Source organism: Xenorhabdus sp. NBAII XenSa04, from assembly GCF_963866145.1.
In the GTDB taxonomy this organism is placed as follows: domain Bacteria; phylum Pseudomonadota; class Gammaproteobacteria; order Enterobacterales; family Enterobacteriaceae; genus Xenorhabdus; species Xenorhabdus indica.
Map to the genome: position 1 here is coordinate 1 of NZ_CAWMEB010000113.1, position 661 is coordinate 661.

1 pseudogene is annotated in these 661 nt (G+C 41.9%); it reads right to left on the reverse strand.

The features are described 5' to 3' along the window. Positions 1 to 501: pseudogene (locus tag AAC147_RS05770) on the reverse strand (hypothetical protein); the annotation flags it as partial. Positions 502 to 661 lie beyond the last annotated feature (160 nt).

Genomic DNA, 661 nt, shown 5'->3' on the forward strand with positions numbered 1-661 from the left:
CCATTCACCTGTCCCAGTATCAACATCAGGAGTATAACTCTTTGCTGGTGTATAAATCGTCCCATCACTGTTATAACCCGTGATTTGAACCTGTATACGCTTTGCGTCATCAGCCGTATCGCTATTCACCCGGCCCGATAAACTGTATTTTCCGGCAGAAATGGTTTGCCCATCCTGCATTGAAGTAATGGTTTCTCCACAGGGCGGACCATTAAATGTGACTCCTGAATTATCGATACCCTCAAGGCTAACTGTACCGGTAATACCACACGGCATCCAGAGTTGCCCTTCCCAATTATCACCAACTCCTGTAGGTTGAACTTCATAAAAATAGAAATTGAAACTTGTGTTAATATTAGGAAGAGTTCCATCCTGATTACGGCCTTTACCTGAAATTGTAATATAATTATTTTCTACGGTTGAATTAGGCTTAGGTGAAGTGATTGATGCCTGATGTTGATACTGGGACAGGTGAATGGCGTCTGGACGGTTTAGAGGCATTTTGCTCTATTCAATATAAAGCATCTGTATTCAGTTATTCATCAGAATCGCAGGCCACTCATCATTCTTTCTTACCAGAAATACCAGGAAAAGAAGAAGTGAGCTATTCTGTGCAAAATTGCCCTCCAGAAATAACCAGCCCTAAGCCTAATTCAACCGT